The sequence below is a fragment of the Pseudomonas sp. JL27(2026) genome (genome assembly GCF_056933555.1).
The window spans coordinates 5,336,264-5,351,947 of sequence record NZ_CM167794.1; the positions used below are offsets into that span (position 1 = coordinate 5,336,264).

The window sequence follows — 15,684 nt, forward strand, 5'->3', positions numbered from 1 at the left end:
TGATCGTTTCAGAGGTGGCGAGCCGCCTCAAACTTTTAGTCGAACCAGTAACCTGTGGGAGCGGGCTTGCTCGCGAAAGCGGTAAATCAGTCAACATAGATGTTGAATGTAATGCCCTCTTCGCGAGCAAGCCCGCTCCCACACAGGCAAGCTTGCCCTTGAAATGTTGTGGTTACTTCGCGGCCCAGGAATTGAAGCGCTGTTCCAGTTGCTCGCCGTTGTCAGCCCAGAAGCTGACGTCGATCTGTACCTGGTTGGCGATGTTTTCCGGGGTGGTCGGCATGTCCTTCAGGATGTCTTTGGCCAGCAGCGGTACGGCTTGGGTATTGGCCGGGCCGTAGGCGATGTTTTCCGAGTAGGTTTTTTGCTGTTGTGGCATGACCGAGAAGGCGATGAATTTCTTCGCCGCTTCGGCGCGCGCTTTATCCAGACCTTTTGGAATCGCCCAGGCATCAAAGTCGTAGATACCGCCGTTCCAGACGACTTTCAGGTTGCTTTCTTTCTGCACGGCCGCGATCCGGCCGTTGTAGGCCGAGCTCATGACCACATCGCCGGAAGCCAGATACTGCGGCGGCTGGGCGCCCGCTTCCCACCACTGAATACTTGGCTTGAGCTCGTCGAGTTTCTTGAACGCGCGGTCCTGGCCATCCTTGCTGGCCAGCACTTTGTAGACGTCTTTCGGCGCTACGCCGTCGGCCATCAAAGCAAATTCAAGGGTGTACTTGGCGCCTTTACGCAGGCCACGCTTGCCCGGGAATTTCTTGGTATCCCAGAAATCCACCCAACTGGTCGGGGCGCTTTTGAGTTTGTCGGCGTTGTACGCCAGCACAGTCGACCAGACGAAGAAACCCACGCCGCACGGCTGGATCGCGCCCTTCACGTAGTCTTCGGATTTGCCGAACAGCGCCGGGTCGAGTTGTTCGAACATGTCTTCGTCGCAACCACGGGACAGTTCCGGCGACTCCACTTCAACCAGGTCCCAGGACACGCTCTTGGTGTCGACCATGGCTTTGACCTTGGCCATTTCACCGTTGTACTCGCCGGCGACGATCTTGCCGTTGCCCGCCGCTTCCCACGGTGCGTAGAACGCCTTGACCTGCGCGGCCTTGTTCGCGCCGCCAAACGACACCACGGTCAGGTCGGGGCCGGCCGCCATTGCGTGAGCCGCACCCATCATGCCCATAACGAGGGCGGTGAATTTCAGGGATCTCAACATTTATTATTCTCTCCACGTGCAGGGTTGGTGTTGGTGTTGCGGGGGCGATCAATTCGCCTCTAAAAGCGGATCGAGCGCGCGAACGTGTTCGACCTGCCAGCCAAGCGGAACCACGTCTCCGACCGCCAGCGCCGGATCCAGCTCGGCGATGGGCTGTTTCACGAAGAAATCGGTCTTGCCGCAGACCTCCAGGCGAACCCGGACGTGGTCGCCCAGATAGATGAATTCCGCCACCCTCCCTGAGAAGCGGTTAATGCATTGATCGCTGGCGCCGTTGAGGCTCACGCGCTCCGGACGAATGGACAAGGTCACCGGCTCGCCGGTCTTGCCGACGTTCACCGCCAGCGCCTCGACCTTCTCACCGCGCCCCAGCTCGACCACGCAGCGGTCGCCATCGTGGCTGTGCAAACGGCCATTGAGCCGGTTGTTCTCGCCAATGAAGTTGGCGACGAAGGTATTGCGGGGGTTTTCATAGAGTTCGCGCGGTGGCGCGATCTGCTGGATCTCGCCCTGGTGGAACACCGCCACACGGTCGGACATGGTCAGGGCTTCGCCCTGGTCGTGGGTCACGTAGACCACCGTCACGCCGAGGCGCTGGTGCAGGTGCTTGATCTCCATCTGCATGTGTTCACGCAGCTGTTTATCCAGGGCGCCCAACGGTTCGTCCATCAGCACCAGTTGCGGCTCGAACACCAGCGCCCGGGCCAGCGCCACTCGCTGCTGCTGACCACCGGAAAGCTGCGCCGGGTAGCGCTGGGCGAACGCGTCGAGCTGAACCATGCTCAGCACACGCTTGACCCGGTCACTCACGTCGCTTTTGTTCAGCCCGCGCACGCTCAGCGGGAACGCCAGGTTCTCGGCGACGGTCATGTGCGGGAACAACGCGTAGTTCTGGAACACCATGCCGATATCGCGTTTGTGCGGCGGCACGTTGTTGATCGAGCGCCCGGCCAGCAGAATTTCGCCCGCGGTCGGGGTTTCGAAACCGGCGAGCATCATCAGGCTGGTGGTCTTGCCGGAGCCGGACGGCCCGAGCAAGGTGAGAAATTCGCCTTTGCGAATTTCCAGGTTGAGGTCTTTGACGATGAGGTTCTCGCCGTCGTAGCTCTTTTGCACACCACGAAAGCTGACCAGGACATCACTGGCCCCAACGCTTGAATCGACCTCGCTCATACCCACACCTTTGTTGTTTTGACGGCTGTGGATTAAGCCTAGTGGCTGGTTCCAACCGTGCAAATCGGGGTGCAGGAGAGAATCGCCTCAGCCGGATGGAAGGTCGAGCGTAGGGATTGCCCTACAAGGATGGCGGGATTGGGTATGTCGATAAGCGATAGTGGCCAGCATCAGGCTGCAAGCCACAAAAGCCGGCAAAAGCAGTTCTGGAGGGATGTCGTAAATGGATACGTCATCCCCTGTGGGAGCGGGCTTGCTCGCGAAGGCGGCGTAACATTCAGCACATATGTCAACTGGCAGACTGCTTTCGCGAGCAAGCCCGCTCCCACCTTTGACTTGTGGTATCAGGACCTACAGGGAAGGTCGGGGAATTCAGAGGAGTTTGTGTTCCATCGCGTATTTCACCAGATCGGCCAGGGAGGTGATGTTGAGTTTCTGCATCAACCGCGCCTTGTGGGTGCTGATGGTTTTGCTGCTCAGGGCCAGTTGCTGGGCGATATCGTTGACGTTGGCGCCCTGTGCCAGGCGCTCGAACACCGAAAACTCGCGCTCCGAGAGCAACGAATGCAGGGGCCGGGAATCCGTCAGGCCGACTTCGAAGACCATGCGGTCCGCCAGCTCGGGGTCGATGTAACGCCCGCCCGCTGCGACTTTGCGGATCGCCGTCAGCAGCAGCGCCGGGTCGCTGTCCTTGGTGGCATAGCCGGCCGCGCCAACCTTCAATGCCCGGGCGGCCATCTGGGCTTCGTCGTGCATCGACAGCACCAGAATCGCGGGCGGATTGTTCAGCGCACGGATTCTGGGGATCGCCTCCAACCCGTTGACGCCGGGCATCGAGATGTCGAGCAGCACCACCTCACAGGGCACATGACGCAAGGTCTCCAGCAATTGCTCGCCGTTGCTCGCCTCCCCCACCACCCGCAAATCCTTGGCCAGGCCGATCAACTGCTTGATGCCTTCGCGAACGATGGTGTGGTCTTCGGCTACCAGTACACGGATCACGTTTTTCTCCACTTTTGTTATCCAGAGCCAAGATCATTCGCGAGCAGGCTCGCTCCCACATTTGATAGGCGGCGTACACAAATCCCCTGTGGGAGCGAGCCTGCTCGCGAAGCGCCAGTACAGACACTCCAAGCGTTTCAGGTCTCATCAAGCGGCACTCGCACACTCAACGTCGTCCCCTCCCCTACCTCACTGTCAAGGGACAACTGCCCGCCCATGATCAACACCCGCTCGCGCATGCCGACCACGCCAAAGGACGTCGGCCTGCCGGTGGAAGGGACAAACCCTACACCATCATCACTGATGGTCAGGCATAACTCGCCACCTTCCAGCACCAGCGTCAATTCGACAGTATGCGCCTGGGCATGGCGCATGACATTGGTCAGCGCCTCCTGAAGAATCCGGAACAGGCCGATGGCCTTGGCATCGCTCAACGCCGGCAGGTTGTCGGGGACTTGCACCAGGCACGGAATCTGCGTACGCGCCTCGAAACGTCGGGCCTGCCATTCGATGGCCGAGGCGATCCCGGCATCGAGAATCGGCGGACGCAAGGCTGTGGCCACGTCCCGCACCAACTGGAACAACTGGGCAATCAGGCGTTTCATGCTGTTGAGGCGCTCGCTCAACCCTGGGTCCAACTCGGCGTAGGCCAACTCACACATCGAGGTTTCGAGCTTCAACACCGTGAGCATCTGCCCCAGCTCATCGTGAACCTCTCGGGCAATGCGGGCCTTTTCCTCCTCGCGAACGCTTTCCAGGTGCGCCGACAATTCGCGTAATTGCTCGCGGGAGCTGGCCAGTTCCAGTTCAATGCGCTTGCTTTCGCTGATGTCCCAGACAATCCCGTCCCACACCGACGTACCGTCCTCCAGCCGACGGGTAATGGCCTTGATCTCGGCCCAGCGCTGCTCGCCCTGACGCGTAAGAATCCGTCCTTGCCATGACCAGTCGCTGTCGGTGTCCAGTGCATGATCCTGGGTCTGGTGGTAGCTGGCCTTGTCGTCCGGGTGCACCAGACTGCGCAGGCCCTTGTCGCGATGACTCAAGGTAGCCGGTGAATAACCCACCAGGCCCTCGCTGCCCTCACTGATGTAGGCAAAGTCGATTTGCCCGGTCAGTGGTGCCCTTTCCAGACGAAAGACCAAACCCGGCACGTTGGCAGCAATGCCCTGCAATCGCGCCTCACTTTCTTGCAGGGCCGCCAGTGCTCGTCGACGTTCGGTGACATCGTTGAGGTAAACCACCAAATACTCACCGTCGCGAAAGCGCAGAAAACTCAAGGACACGTCTGCCGGCAGGATGCTGCCGTCGGCCCGCACGCAGTGGGTTTCGAAACTTTGCGGCGCGTCCTCGCTCGTCCGGGCGCTTTTCCACAGGTTCAGCCAGCGGTCCATGTGCAGGCCCGGCTCAAAATCGATCAACGGCCGGTCAATGACCTCGCCCGGCGCGTAACCGAGCATGGCCTCAGCGGCCGGGTTGGCGTAGCGGACATGGCTGTCCCAGTTGACCCAGAGGATCCCGACCGTACTTTGATCGATGGAGAACTGCGTCAGGCGCAGGGATTCTTCGCTGGCCGCGCGCAGGGCAATGTCTTCCCGGGCAGCCACCAGCAGCAGTTCCAGCGCACGCTGCTGGCGCCGCTGCCACAACATGAAGGCCATGCTGGCGAGCAACAACACCGCCAACAGCAGGCACAGGTTCTGCCAAAAGCCCCGGGACTCGGCCAACCGAGGGTACTTGGGTTGCAGCCAACGGGTGTGCAGTTGCTCCAGGTCCTTGCCGGGGATCGCATGCAAGGCGCGCTCGACGATATCGGCCAGTTGCGGCCAGTCGCGCCGGGTCGCCACTCGCAGCAATTGCGGCAAACCGATATCGCCCACCACCGCCAGCCCGACGAACTCGGGTTCGGCCGACAAACGGCTGAGCTGCGCCTCATCGATCACCGCGTAACGCGCCTGCTGGCTCAGCAACAGTTGCAAGGCCTGACGCTCCTGCGGCACACCTTGCAAGTTCAAGTTGGGATAAGTGGCCCGCAGATAGTCCGCAATGGCGCTGGGCATCCGCACCACTACCCGGGATTGGCTGTCGAGCTTTTCCAGTTCCACGGCGCCGGCACCTTTCTGCTCGCCAACCACCAGTTGCGGGACCCGCATGTACGGGTCGGAGAATTGCCAGAGGCGCAGGCTCGCCGGGGTTTGTGTCAGGCCGGGGGCGAGGTCGATCTCGCCGTCGCGCAACGCCGCCTCCAGTTGCGCCAGGTCGGCGAAGTGGCGCCAGCTCAGTTCGACGTTGAGCGTCTTGCCCAGCCATTGCATCAATTCGACATTGGCGCCAGACAAGCGCTGCAAACGCCGGTCGTACTGCGCGTAAGGGGCTTGCAGCACCAGGCCGACCCGCAGTTGCGCGTGCTGCGCCAGCCATTGGCGCTGTTCGACCGTCAACGGCGCGCCCGCCGCCACCGGTGCGGGCGCCGCCCACCCCATCAAGGGAAGCCATAAACAGCCGATAACCCACAGGCAGCGAAAACGCATCATCGAACTCTCACACACTGACAAATACTGACCAACCCATTAGGCTGCCGGGATTACTTCTGGCCTGGAATATCCGATGCCCCCTGTTTACCGCCTGGCACTGCCAGCATTGTGCCTGTCGTTGATCCTGCCTTGTGCGTTTTCCGTTCAGGCTGCCGACCCGGCACCCGCCGCCACGGAAAAACCTACAGAAGACAAACCGGCCGAACGCCAGCCATTGCTTGAGCGTAGTCAGGAAGAAGCTACGGCCCTTGAGCGAATTGTTCCCGCCCAGGAACAACAGCAGCTGCAAACCGGCAGCGACAGCTTCCTGGCCCTGTGGAAACCGGCGAACACCAGCGAGCCCAAAGGCGCGGTCATCATCATTCCGGGGGCGGGTGAAACGGCGGACTGGCCTCAGGCAATCAGCCCATTGCGCCACAAACTGCCGGATGCCGACTGGGGCAGCCTGAGCCTGACGCTGCCGGACCTGCAAAGCGACGCCGCCCAGGCACGCGCTGTCGAGGCCGCACCGGCGCCCGTCAAAACCGACCCTGCCAGCAAAGACGCCAGCACCGCAGCCCCCATCGAGCAGGTGGCCGGCGGCGAAGGCGAAGTCACTGACCGGCCGACCGTCGACACCGTTGAAGAGAAAGCCAAGGCCGACGCCGAGCGGATCTTTGCGCGCATCGATGCCGCGATTGCCTTTGCCGAACAGCAAAGCGCGCGCAGCGTCGTACTGCTGGGGCATGGCACCGGTGCCTACTGGGCCGCACGCTACCTGAGCGAAAAACAGCCTGCGCAAATCGAGAAGTTCGTGATGGTGGCGGCGCAAACGCCAGTCGGTGCCAAGCCTGAACTGGCCGAACTGACGCCGACCCTGAAGCTGGCCACTGCGGATATTTTCTACAAGGACAAACCGCTGACGCGCGCCGCAGCCCTCGAACGCTTACAAGCCAGCAAACGCCTGAAAGCCTCGCGGTTCAGCCAAATCCCCCTCAAGGCCCTGCCCGGCAACAGCGCCGCTGAACAGGAACAACTGTTTCGCCGCGTACGCGGCTGGTTGAGCCCGCAGCCCGCCGCGGATTGATAGACCGCGTCGCCCCCATCGCGAGCAGGCCCGCTCCCACAGTTGATCGCGGTCATACACACATGTTGTGTCTACTGAAGATCTAATGTGGGAGCGGGCTTGCTCGCGATGGCGGCTTAAGAGACAACACAATCTATTGCTCTACCGAAAATCCCGTCGCTCGCGAATCAATGTGTAGGCGCTATGCAACTCTCGGGTTCTTTCAGTGGCTTCACGCACCTGTATCAGATTGGCGCCCGAACCCGCCACTTTGTCCGGGTGATGGCGACTGAGCAGCCGCCGATAGGCGCGCTTGATCTGCGACGGCTCACTGTTCGCCGTCACCCCCAGCAGCAACATCGCTTCTTTGTAAGCGGTAGCGCTGCTGACCAAGGGTTTCCGATGGGGTTCGTATTCAGCGGACAACGACTGCACCTGCTCCGGCGTCCAGCCGAGCCAGCGGCCCCATTGTGCAATCAGCTCGCGCTCACTGGCGCCAATGCGGCCATCGGCCCAGATCATCCGCCAACAGGCACGTAACACACCTTCCGCCGCAAAAGGCTGCGCCTTCAAACGCCGCAGGTATCCACGTAACCGGTCGTTCCCGGACTTACCTCGATTGAACGCCGCAATGGCACGCTTTTGCGCCGACTCCGTCATCTCCAGCGAGCGCATTTCCTGACGCGCCTGCTGGATGTGCCCGTCGACTACCCGGCCATCGCTTTTGGCCAATCGCCCCAACAACACAAACAACAGCTCGTCGTTACGCAACTGCGCACGACCGCCCAAACGTTCCCGCAAATGCGCGAGGCTTTGCAGTTGCAGGCGTCGGTCCAACGCCTGCCCCAACAATGCGCCGAGCATGGCCCCCGGAATGCTGGCTATGGCAAAGCCCGCTCCGGCTCCGATCAGAGTCCCTGGCCACAACATATCAGTAGCTCGCTTCTAACAATTTTTCGACTTGCGCCAAACGTTCGTGAGTGCCCACATCGACCCAGTGCCCAGACAAGTGCTCACCGCTCACCTGACCTTTCGTTATCGCGGCGCGCAGCAGCGGGGCCAGTTTGAAAGCACCATCGGTACAGGCCGCGAAGAGTTTCGGGTGCAACACCGCAATACCACTGTAGGTCAGCGTATCGGCAGCAAGTTGACCCTCTTGCACCTGGCCGTCGACCAGGCTGAAATCACCTGTCGGGTGATGCTCCGGGTTGTCCGCAAGCACCAGGTGCGCCTCGCCTGCGAGGGGTTGGCGCAGTGTTGCAAAGTCGTAGTCGGTCCAGATATCACCGTTGACCACCACAAACGGCTCATCTCCCAGCAGCGGCAAGGCCCGGAAGATCCCGCCACCCGTCTCCAGCGGCGCCTCTTCAGGCGAATACTGGATGCTCAAGCCAAAGCGCGAGCCGTCGCCCAGGTAATCCTCGATCTGCTGGCCCAACCAGGCGTGGTTGATGACGATGTCGGTGAAGCCCGCCGCCGCCAGCGCCCGCAGGTGATACTCGATCAGCGGTACACCGCCGACGCGCACCAGCGGCTTGGGCGTGGTCAGGGTCAAGGGCCGCATTCGCTCGCCCTTGCCTGCCGCGAGAATGATTGCCTTCATGCGCAGACTCCAACCGCAGCCCGCAGGCTTGCAAGCAACTCGCCCAGGTCGGCCAGTTCTGGACGCCGGGCCAGGACGGCTTCTATATAAGCAAAGAAGCGCGGCACATCGGCCAGGTAACGCGGTTTGCCGTCACGGTGACAGATGCGGGCGAAAATCCCGATGACTTTCAGGTGACGCTGCACACCCATCAGGTCACTGGCCCGCAGGAACTCGTCGAAATCCGGCTGCACGGGGATCCCCAGCGCACCGGCCTGCTGCCAGTAGTCGGCCATCCAGCCGCGCACCCGCTCATCGGGCCAACTGAGAAACGCGTCCTTGAACAGGCACGTCACGTCATAGGTCACCGGGCCGTAGACCGCGTCCTGGAAGTCCAGCACGCCGGGGTTTGGCTCGCTGATCATCAGGTTGCGCGGCATATAGTCGCGATGCACCAGCACCTTGGGTTGGGCCAGTGCGCTGTCGATCAGTTGATCGCTCACGCGTTGCCACAAGGCCTGTTGCCCGGCATCGAATTTCACGCCCAACTCGCGCCCCACATACCACTCGGGGAACAATTCCAGCTCACGGCGCAGCAACGCCACGTCATAACTGGGCAGCGGCGCGACCATCGGCAACTGCTGAAAAGCCAGCAACGCCTGCAGCGCTTTATCGAACAAATCATCGGCATTGCTGCTGTCGATCACGTCCAGATAGGTCTGGGTGCCCAGGTCATTGAGCAAAAGAAACCCGCGCTCGAGGTCTTCTGCGTATATTTTCGGCACGTTTACATGCGCCTGCGCCAGCAAAAAGGCGATATCCACGAAGGGTTTGCAGTTCTCCTGTGGCGGCGGAGCGTCCATCACGACAAAGCTTTTACCGCCGCCCTCCCACCGGAAGTAGCGTCGAAAACTCGCGTCACTACTGGCCGAAGTCAACGTGGCCGGGGGCACGGCGCCCCAGCCCTGATCGGCGAACACAATTGCCAACTGCTCATCGAGCCAAACTTTCAGGTGTTGCAAGCGTACATCTTGGTCAGGCATTGCAAGGGTCTCCGACGGCGCTAGCCGTCAAGCGGGTCATGCTTTATTATCCAGCATCTTTTTCAGACCATCGAGAGGCGTGCGGCCCACCACCGCGGGCAGATGGCACGCAGGAAGCCCGGACTAATAAGATGGCATTGAAATCCCCCGCGTTTCGTAAAAAATTTCCGTTGCTGGTAACCGGCAGTTTGCTGGCCATGCAACCTCTAGCCACTTCGTATGTGGTCGCCGCCGAACAGTATGACTGCTCAGTCTCTGCTTCGGGTGCCTGGGACTGCGCGCCGAAAACCAGCGCAGCCCAATTGCCGCCGCGCCCCGTGCATGACGGGAGCGCCGTCACATCGAACAACGAATCGGCAGCGGGCACCAGTGCCAGCGACGACTCGGGGCCCAAACCGGTCCTGGTCACCGAATCCAAAGGTCGTGGCCTGAAATCGCGCAGCGAAGACTACAGTCACCTCGACTGGGTTCCGCGCGACAAGCTCACCGCTGCGCAATTGGCTGAAACCGGTCCTTATTGCTCTGGTTCCTATATCGAACCGATTCGTCCTGGCATGAATGACAAGACGAATAAAAGTGACGCGCCGACCTTCATCGGTGCCAAGGCGTCGCGCTACCAGCAAGAGCAACAGGTCGCGACCCTGGCCGGTGACGTCGTCATGCGCCAGGGCAGCATGCAGGTCGAGGCCGACGAGGCCAACCTGTATCAGGCCGAGAACCGTGGCGAACTCAGCGGCAACGTGCGGATCCGCGATAACGGCGCGCTGCTCGTTGGCGACCATGCCGACGTACAGCTCGACACGGGTGAAGCCAAGGTCGACAACGCCGAATACGTGATGCACAAGTCACGCATCCGCGGTAACGCGCTGTACGCCAAGCGTGCTGAAAACGCGATCATCCGTCTCAAGGACGGCACGTACACCACGTGCGAACCGAACAGCAACGCCTGGCAGCTCAAGGGTAACAACATCACCCTGAACCCGGCGACCGGCTTCGGCACCGCGACCAACGTGACGCTGCGGGTCAAAGACATTCCGGTGCTCTACACCCCGTACATCTATTTCCCGATCGACGACCGTCGCCAGTCCGGCTTCCTGCCGCCAACCATCGGCACCGGTACCGACACCGGCATGTTGCTGGTCACCCCGTACTACTTCAACCTGGCGCCGAACTACGATGCCACGTTGTACCCGCGCTATATGAGCAAGCGTGGCCTGCTGATGGAAGGCGAGTTCCGCTACCTGACCAAGTCCAGCGAAGGTCAGTTCGGCGCGGCGTACCTCAACGACGACAATACCGATCGCAGCAAGCAGAGCGACTACGAAAAAAACCGCTACATGCTCAACTGGCAGCACAAGGGTGGGCTTGATTCGCGCCTGATGACAGAGGTCGACTACACCAAGATCAGCGACCCGTACTACTTCCAGGATCTGGAAAGTGATCAAATCGGGATCAAGGCTTCCCACGAATACGTTAACCAGCAGGGCGTCGTTACTTACCGTGGCGATACCTACCGCGCACGCATCAATGCCCAGGCTTATGAGCTGGCAACGGTCTCCAACATTACGCCGTACAACCGCCTGCCACAGATCACCTTCGTAGGTGAACTGCCGCAACATCCGGGCGGTCTGGATTTCTCGTACAACACGGAAATCGTGCGTTTTGATCGCGACCTGCTAACCGGTAGCTACTTCGACAAGGATGGCGTCGATCAAGGTCGACTGGACAGAAACGTTACCGGCCTGGCACGGGCCAACGGTAATCGCCTGGATCTTGAACCGACCGTCAGCCTGCCACTGAACTGGACCTACGGCTTCGTGAAGCCGTCGCTCAAGTACAAGTACACCCAATACGACCTCAGCCTCGATAATCTGGGCAAGGTCCAGATTGACGATGCACGCGCAGCCGCAGCACGAAACGGCACCGATTACATCGGCGGCAACTTCAGTGGCTCCCAGAACCGTAGCGTCCCTATTGCCAGCATCGACAGTGGTCTTTACTTCGACCGTAATACGTCATGGTTCGGCAAAAACTACCGGCAGACGCTTGAACCACGCTTGTACTACCTGTACGTCCCAGAGACCAATCAGGAAGACATCCCGGTATTCGACTCTGGCGAGAGCACGTTCAACTATTCGTCGCTGTTTCGCGATAATCGCTTCACCGGCTCCGACCGCGTAGGGGATGAGAACAAACTGTCCCTGGGCGTGACCAACCGCTGGATCGAAGACAATGGCTTCGAACGTCAAACTATCAGTGTTGGCCAGGCCCTGTACTTCAAGGACCGCGAAGTACAACTGCCAGGTATCGATGCCAAAACGCGCGCCGACGCACATTCCAACGTGTCTCCATACGCACTGGAATACGCCTATCGCTTCAACCGCGACTGGCGCGCCACGGCCGACTACAACTGGGACCCTGACAGCCGCAGCACTCGTTCGGGCAGCGCGATGTTCCATTACCAGCCTGAAGATAACCCGAACAAAATCATCAACGCCGGCTATCGCTATCGCAACGACCAGATTCGTTACGACGAATCTACCGGTAAGTGGATTGTGGGTGGCGGCGACTATGGCACCCCGGGCACTCCTGGTTTCGTGAAGGACTACTACAAGATCCAGCAGCACGACTTCTCCGTGATCTGGCCGATCGTGCCGCAATGGAACGCCATCAGCCGTTGGCAATACGACTACAGCCGCAACCGCACGCTCGACGCTATTGGTGGTTTCGAGTACGACAACTGCTGCTGGAAGCTGCGCCTGATCAGCCGTTACTGGATCAAGTATGACGAGTTCAGCCAGCAGGCTCCGCAAAACGAAAGCGGCGACCGCGGCATTTTCCTCCAAATTGTGCTGAAGGGACTTGGTGGCGTTGTTGGCCAGAAAGTAGAGAGTTTCCTCGACCAAGGCATCAAGGGTTATCGTGAACGTGAAGACCAAGCTTTCTGATTGTCTGCGCCCGCTGATGCTGGGCGCGTTGTTCCTGGGTACTGCGGCCAATGCCGCAGTACAGTCCATCGACAAAGTGGTGGCCATCGTCGACAACGACGTGGTCATGCAGAGCCAATTGGACCAACGGGTGCATGAAGTTCAGCAAACCATCGCCAAGCGCGGCGGCGGCACTCCGCCGCCCGGCGTACTGGACCAACAGGTGCTGGAGCGCCTGATCGTCGAAAACCTGCAACTGCAGATCGGCGAACGTTCCGGCATCCGCATCACCGATGAAGAACTGAACCAGGCGATCGGCACCATTGCCCAGCGCAACAACATGACCGTGGATCAGTTCCGCGCCGCCCTGGCACACGACGGCCTGTCTTACGACGACGCCCGTGACCAGGTTCGCCGTGAAATGATCATCAGCCGTGTTCGTCAACGCCGTGTAGCCGAGCGCATTCAGGTGTCCGAGCAGGAAGTGAAGAACTTCCTCGCCTCCGACCTTGGCAAAGTTCAGCTCTCTGAAGAGCTGCACCTGGCCAACATCCTGATTCCGACGCCCGAAAGCGCCAACTCTGAAGCGATTCAGAATGCCGCTCGTCAGGCAATGGAGATCTATCAGCAGCTCAAGCAAGGTGCAGACTTCGCTCAATTGGCCATTGCCAAATCCGCGAGCGACAACGCACTGGAAGGCGGCGACATGGGCTGGCGTAAAGCTGCTCAACTGCCACCTCCTTTCGATCGTGAGCTGAGCGCCATGTCCGTGGGTGAGATCACTCAACCGGCACGCACACCTGGCGGCTTCATTATTCTGAAAGTGCTGGAAAAGCGCGGCGGCGGCAATCAGGTACGTGACGAAGTCCACGTTCGCCACATCCTGATCAAACCAAGCGAAATCCGCAGCGAAGAAGAAACCAAGCGCCTGGCACAGAAGCTCTACGACCGCATCGAAGCGGGCGAAGACTTTGCCGACCTGGCAAAAAGCTACTCGGAAGATCCAGGCTCCGCCCTTAACGGTGGCGACCTGAACTGGATCGACCCGAACTCGCTCGTACCGGAATTCCGCGAAGTAATGGCCAAGACCCCGCAAGGGCAACTGTCCAAGCCCTTCAAGAGCCCTTACGGCTGGCACGTACTGGAAGTCCTTGGCCGCCGCGCCACCGACAGCACCACCCAGGCCCGCGAACAGCAAGCGATGACCGTACTGCGTAACCGCAAATACGACGAAGAGCTGCAAACCTGGCTGCGTCAGATCCGCGACGAAGCCTATGTAGAGATCAAACTCCCTGGTGCAGACCAGGCAAAGCAGTGAAACCCAAGCGTTTCGCGCTGACACCCGGTGAACCGGCCGGCATAGGTCCTGACCTGTGCCTGCTGCTCGCCTCGCAAGCCCAGCCACACCCCCTGATTGCCATTACCAGCCGTGACCTGCTCCTTGAGCGGGCCGCGCAGCTGGGCGTGGTCGTCGACCTGCTGACGGTCACCCCCGACCATTGGCCGGACGTTCCGGCACCCGCCAACAGCCTGTATGTCTGGGATACGCCGCTCAACACCACGGTCACGGCCGGTCAGCTGGACAAGGCCAATGCCGCGTTTGTCCTGGAAACCCTTACCCGTGCAGGCCAGGGCTGCCTGGATGGGCACTTTGCCGGCATGATCACCGCCCCGGTGCACAAGGGCGTGATCAACGAATCCGGGATCGCCTTTTCCGGCCACACCGAGTTTCTTGCCGACCTGACCCACACCCAACAAGTGGTGATGATGCTGGCTACCCGCGGTTTGCGCGTAGCCCTGGTCACCACTCACCTGCCGCTGCGCGAAGTTGCCGATGCAATCACCGTGGAGCGACTGGAGCGGGTCACACGGATTCTGCACGCCGACCTGCAACAAAAATTCGGCATCGCCCGGCCGCGTATCCTTGTCTGCGGGCTCAACCCGCATGCAGGTGAAGGCGGACACCTGGGCCATGAAGAAATCGATATCATCGAACCCACCCTGGAGCGTCTGCGCGGCGAAGGCATGGACCTGCGTGGCCCCCTGCCCGCCGACACTCTGTTTACCCCCAAATATCTGGAGCACTGCGATGCAGTGCTGGCGATGTACCACGACCAGGGCTTGCCCGTGCTGAAATACAAAGGCTTCGGCGCGGCAGTCAACGTGACCCTGGGCTTGCCGATCATCCGCACTTCAGTCGACCACGGCACTGCCCTGGACCTGGCTGGCAGCGGCAAAATCGACACCGGCAGCCTGCACGTCGCCCTGGAAACCGCCTATCAGATGGCCGAGACCCGTTTATGACCGAGCATTATCAACACCGGGCGCGCAAGCGCTTCGGCCAGAACTTCCTGCACGATGCCGGCGTTATCGACCGTATCCTGCGCGCTATCCGCGCCAAGCCTGAAGACCGCCTGCTGGAAATCGGCCCGGGCCAGGGTGCGCTCACCGAAGGCCTGCTCAACAGCGGCGCCCAACTGGACGTGGTGGAACTGGACAAGGACCTGATCCCGATCCTCAACCAGCAGTTCGCCGGCAAGAGCAATTTCAACCTGCACCAGGGCGATGCGCTGAAGTTCGACTTCAACAGCCTGAATGCGGCCCCTAACAGCCTGCGCGTCGTCGGCAACCTGCCGTACAACATCTCCACGCCGCTGATTTTCCACCTGCTGAGCAACGCAGCCATCATCCGCGACATGCACTTCATGCTGCAAAAGGAAGTGGTCGAGCGCCTGGCCGCCGGTCCTGGCGGTGGTGATTGGGGTCGTCTGTCGATCATGGTTCAGTACCACTGCCGGGTTGAACACCTGTTCAACGTTGGCCCCGGCGCATTCAACCCGCCACCCAAAGTCGACTCGGCAATCGTCCGCCTGGTGCCACACGACGTGCTGCCACACCCGGCCAAGGATCATCGCCTGCTGGAACGCGTCGTTCGCGAAGCCTTCAACCAGCGCCGCAAAACCCTGCGCAACACCCTCAAGTTGCTGCTGAGCAACGCTGAAATCGAAGCCGCTGGCGTCGATGGCGGCCTGCGTCCCGAGCAGCTCGATCTGGCAGCGTTCGTTCGCCTGGCCGACAAGCTCAGCGAACAAGTCAACACGACGCCCGCCGCCGACTGACAGCCCTTGAGCGTTATCGGGTAGGACACCAGGCGCACAGTCT

Annotated in this window: 12 protein-coding genes; 5 read left to right on the forward strand and 7 right to left on the reverse strand. The window is 60.6% G+C overall.

Features of this window, described 5'->3' with window-relative positions:
* Window positions 1-172: 172 nt before the first annotated feature.
* From AC1Z1G_RS24425 to AC1Z1G_RS24440, 4 genes are all read right to left on the reverse strand, one after another.
* Window positions 173-1,216, reverse strand: a complete 1,044-nt coding sequence (locus tag AC1Z1G_RS24425; protein ID WP_483622878.1) for an ABC transporter substrate-binding protein — start codon at window positions 1,214-1,216, stop codon at window positions 173-175.
* Between the two features lie 48 nt (window positions 1,217-1,264).
* Entirely contained in the window at window positions 1,265-2,389 is a 1,125-nt protein-coding gene (locus tag AC1Z1G_RS24430; RefSeq protein WP_483622880.1) for an ABC transporter ATP-binding protein, read from the reverse strand.
* 372 nt (window positions 2,390-2,761) lie between these two features.
* The gene (locus AC1Z1G_RS24435; protein WP_483622882.1) at window positions 2,762-3,391 is read right to left on the reverse strand and encodes a response regulator; all 630 of its coding nucleotides are present in this window, start codon (window positions 3,389-3,391) and stop codon (window positions 2,762-2,764) included.
* A gap of 137 nt (window positions 3,392-3,528) precedes the next feature.
* Entirely contained in the window at window positions 3,529-5,925 is a 2,397-nt protein-coding gene (locus tag AC1Z1G_RS24440) for a PAS domain-containing sensor histidine kinase (protein ID WP_483622883.1), read from the reverse strand.
* 73 nt (window positions 5,926-5,998) lie between these two features.
* Between AC1Z1G_RS24440 and AC1Z1G_RS24445 the strand changes: the two genes are divergently transcribed.
* Window positions 5,999-6,991: an alpha/beta hydrolase family protein gene (locus tag AC1Z1G_RS24445; RefSeq protein ID WP_483622885.1), complete on the forward strand. Its 993-nt coding sequence runs from the start codon at window positions 5,999-6,001 to the stop codon at window positions 6,989-6,991.
* Window positions 6,992-7,132: 141 nt separating this feature from the next.
* On the opposite strand, the gene AC1Z1G_RS24450 is transcribed toward AC1Z1G_RS24445, so the two are convergent.
* From AC1Z1G_RS24450 to AC1Z1G_RS24460, 3 genes are read right to left on the reverse strand one after another with little or no spacing between them, the layout of a single operon-like run.
* Window positions 7,133-7,900, reverse strand: a complete 768-nt coding sequence (locus AC1Z1G_RS24450) for a TerB family tellurite resistance protein (protein WP_483622887.1) — start codon at window positions 7,898-7,900, stop codon at window positions 7,133-7,135.
* A gap of 1 nt (window position 7,901) precedes the next feature.
* Window positions 7,902-8,573 (reverse strand): N-acetylmuramate alpha-1-phosphate uridylyltransferase MurU, encoded by a 672-nt coding sequence (gene murU, locus AC1Z1G_RS24455; protein WP_483622889.1) that lies wholly within the window; start codon window positions 8,571-8,573, stop codon window positions 7,902-7,904.
* Window positions 8,570-9,595, reverse strand: coding sequence for an aminoglycoside phosphotransferase family protein (locus AC1Z1G_RS24460; RefSeq protein ID WP_483622891.1), 1,026 nt, complete (start codon window positions 9,593-9,595; stop codon window positions 8,570-8,572). Before AC1Z1G_RS24460 ends, murU begins: the two co-directional genes overlap by 4 nt.
* Before the next feature lie 131 nt (window positions 9,596-9,726).
* On the opposite strand from AC1Z1G_RS24460, the gene AC1Z1G_RS24465 reads away from it, so the two are divergent.
* From AC1Z1G_RS24465 to rsmA, 4 genes are read left to right on the forward strand one after another with little or no spacing between them, the layout of a single operon-like run.
* The gene (locus AC1Z1G_RS24465; RefSeq protein ID WP_483622892.1) at window positions 9,727-12,543 is read left to right on the forward strand and encodes an LPS-assembly protein LptD; all 2,817 of its coding nucleotides are present in this window, start codon (window positions 9,727-9,729) and stop codon (window positions 12,541-12,543) included.
* Window positions 12,518-13,840, forward strand: a complete 1,323-nt coding sequence (gene surA / locus AC1Z1G_RS24470; protein WP_483622894.1) for a peptidylprolyl isomerase SurA — start codon at window positions 12,518-12,520, stop codon at window positions 13,838-13,840. Before AC1Z1G_RS24465 ends, surA begins: the two co-directional genes overlap by 26 nt.
* Window positions 13,837-14,826 carry a 4-hydroxythreonine-4-phosphate dehydrogenase PdxA gene (gene pdxA, locus AC1Z1G_RS24475; protein WP_483622896.1) on the forward strand — a complete coding sequence of 330 codons (990 nt, stop codon included), beginning with the start codon at window positions 13,837-13,839 and terminating at the stop codon, window positions 14,824-14,826. The genes surA and pdxA overlap by 4 nt, the downstream gene beginning before the upstream one ends.
* Window positions 14,823-15,641, forward strand: a complete 819-nt coding sequence (rsmA, locus tag AC1Z1G_RS24480; RefSeq protein ID WP_483622898.1) for a 16S rRNA (adenine(1518)-N(6)/adenine(1519)-N(6))-dimethyltransferase RsmA — start codon at window positions 14,823-14,825, stop codon at window positions 15,639-15,641. Before pdxA ends, rsmA begins: the two co-directional genes overlap by 4 nt.
* Window positions 15,642-15,684: the final 43 nt, after the last annotated feature.